The following is a 2,445-nucleotide window of genomic DNA, read 5'->3' on the forward strand; positions in this document are numbered from 1 at the left end:
ATCTCCATGATAAGTATTCACATTTAGAGCTGCGGCCGTTTACGGCTCTTCATCGCTTTTTCAAAATCTATGTCAAAGGATTCCATGGGGCGAGTGGATTAAGAAATCAATTAATGAACACAAAGTCAACAGATGAAGTGCGTGAATTGCTTGATCAATTTGCGACAAAGAATCTTGATTGAAAGTGGAAGCATGAAGTTGCTGACGGAATCAGGTAATACTGGTTCCGTTCGTTTATTTAGAGAAATCATCAACTTAACTTGTTTTAGAATTACAGCCCACGCTTGTAGAGTGATGTTCACTGCTCGTAAGGAAAGATCAATTGATAAAGCCCCCTTTAAGCCAAGGGGGCTTTATCGATTCAACTATACAACTAAACTTTAATTAAGAGTTGCTAGCCGTACAAATAGTTTTCAAAATGAAGCAATAGTCTCATGTAATCAGCTGGCGGTTTAATATCAGCCTTCTTCTGTCTAACCGTAAGAAGGGCTTGATCTCGCCGTAAACGATACTTTTGCATATAAAAAGCTGTAATAACAAAACCTAAACGCTCTTTACCAATAGTATCATGTATTAAGATCGTATGTCCCGAATCCATTAACCGATTTAAATACTGCATTAAATTAACAACCCACTCTATAGATGGAGCAACCCGTACATTAAGTGGAGCCCAAATCATCATTATTTCAAGAGTAAAAGGAGGTCGATCCGGTTTAGTTCGGAGATTTACAATAGCAGTTATATTGTTGTAGATAAAGTCCCAGTCAGTTGCTGAAATCCGTCCACCTATATAGAGTCTATTTGGAATCATTTCCACAAAACTCATCTTATAAGTTTCCCTCCCTGGTTTACTGGGTTGCTTCAATTAAGCATTAAGAATTCCATCCAGTCTTGTAATCGGATTTTAGACCTCTTTCATCATCAGATAGTCCGAGAAGCCAGTGCGTTAATCAAAATCATTTTCTTCATCAATTTTTATGATTTTGCCTGACTTTGCAAGAATCTCCACTTCAAATATTCTGTTTTCTGGAGTTAATATGAAGACTTCATAAACTAAAACACCATTTTCTAAATCCATATCTACGTGCACAATTTCCCCAGGTACACGTTTTACGGCAATTTCTTGGGCTTGTTGCTTTGTGATTTTTTGCCTATACATTGGTGCCGGCTGTCCATAATAAAAATTTCCATACATTTGAAAATCTCCTCCTCAATAAAAAGTCTAATCATTTCACCATATGTATTTGTTAAACTGCTGGTGATTGAAATTGAAGTACTTATTGTTGTAGAAAGAAAGGACAGCTAAAGTTGTAGAAAAACAGCCAGGGGCATTGAATCTATTTCTACTCTTGGCCATGAAGGGAAAGAACGTGTTTTATTAACTTGGATGCCAGCTGCCAGTTTGTTTTTTTGATCCAGATTGGAATGAATTATCAGGCAACAAGCCCTTATGGGTGCTGCCTTTTTAACGTAAGTGAAGAGAGCGTTCACATAATTGTTGATAACATTAAAAAAATCTAAATTTAATTAATACTCAGTATGGTATGATTTGATTTAGTAGGAAGAACAGCAAAAAAATAATGACTCCTGAAATCTTCTCCCATCTCGCTCTCGTAATTTACTCCATTAAAACAATAATGCCTTTATTAAATTATCGTATCTTCTGTCAAAGCCATCTCGTATCCTTTCATAATGTTTGAACCATAGTTTTTATTTTTATACAAATGCGAAAGGAGTGGTGATCCATGTAAGCTACTAACCAACACTTCTGAGATTTATATAACATTACATTTTCAATTTAAAGGAGGATTATATATGGGTCATGATATATACGGCATAAATAAAGCGAGGAAAGAAATCGCTTATGCCCGTTTTAGCATGGGGAATCGCAATGCAATCCTGCTGTACAGTTTACTTGATGCCTATCAGTTCTATGCAGGAGTTAGTGGATCAGGTAAGAGTTCGGTCTTCTCGATCCAACAATTTGAAAAGGCTTTGAATGAATATAAGAAATTATTTAAAACGGGTGATTCCCTGTCAGAAAGTGATTGCGTATCTTGGGATCAGAAACAAATCCTGAATTTTATAAAAAACTGTTTGGAAACTGCACAGAAAGAAAAAAGTGTTGAAGTGTATTTTGGCTAGCATTTAATAAAAGTCACTATATCTTTCATCTATATCCAGCCTTATGTTAACCCCCAATACACCCTCATTCGCTTCTAATCATAAAAGATTCCAATTATAGATAATAAATCCCTTGTCCCGTTCATATTTATTAATGTTCAAAGTTTAATTCATTTTTACTTTAACGAAAGGGGAAAGAAAATGGACAAGGATACTGCAAAGGTTGGGAAATGCCCGTTTACGCACGGGGGTGCTACTAGTCATAAAACCAGTGGGACGACAGGTGCTGTACGTCCTGAAGTAAGTGTGGGTGTTAACCTT

The 2,445-nt window shown here is 36.2% G+C and carries 3 protein-coding genes and 1 pseudogene; 2 read left to right on the forward strand and 2 right to left on the reverse strand.

The features are described from left to right. Positions 1-182 (forward strand): annotated as a pseudogene (locus ACXADT_RS22950) (tRNA-dihydrouridine synthase); the annotation flags it as partial. 212 nt (positions 183-394) lie between these two features. On the opposite strand, the gene ACXADT_RS22955 reads toward ACXADT_RS22950, so the two are convergent. Beyond that, positions 395-826 carry a dual specificity protein phosphatase family protein gene (locus ACXADT_RS22955; RefSeq protein ID WP_474835906.1) on the reverse strand — a complete coding sequence of 144 codons (432 nt, stop codon included), beginning with the start codon at positions 824-826 and terminating at the stop codon, positions 395-397. Between the two features lie 120 nt (positions 827-946). Then, entirely contained in the window at positions 947-1,195 is a 249-nt protein-coding gene (locus tag ACXADT_RS22960) for a PepSY domain-containing protein (RefSeq protein ID WP_474835907.1), read from the reverse strand. Between the two features lie 620 nt (positions 1,196-1,815). Here ACXADT_RS22960 and ACXADT_RS22965 point away from each other — a divergent pair. Continuing rightward, positions 1,816-2,145 carry a hypothetical protein gene (locus tag ACXADT_RS22965; RefSeq protein ID WP_474835908.1) on the forward strand — a complete coding sequence of 110 codons (330 nt, stop codon included), beginning with the start codon at positions 1,816-1,818 and terminating at the stop codon, positions 2,143-2,145. Positions 2,146-2,445 lie beyond the last annotated feature (300 nt).

It is taken from the genome of Anaerobacillus sp. ABR4_321 (assembly GCF_056158505.1).

What these genes read in the sequence shown, in the direction of transcription:
- ACXADT_RS22955 (WP_474835906.1), bottom strand. Translation starts at nt 826, where the DNA reads ATGAGTTTTGTGGAAATGATTCCAAATAGACTCTATATAGGTGGACGG.
- ACXADT_RS22960 (WP_474835907.1), bottom strand. Translation starts at nt 1,195, where the DNA reads ATGTATGGAAATTTTTATTATGGACAGCCGGCACCAATGTATAGGCAA.
- ACXADT_RS22965 (WP_474835908.1), top strand. Translation starts at nt 1,816, where the DNA reads ATGGGTCATGATATATACGGCATAAATAAAGCGAGGAAAGAAATCGCT.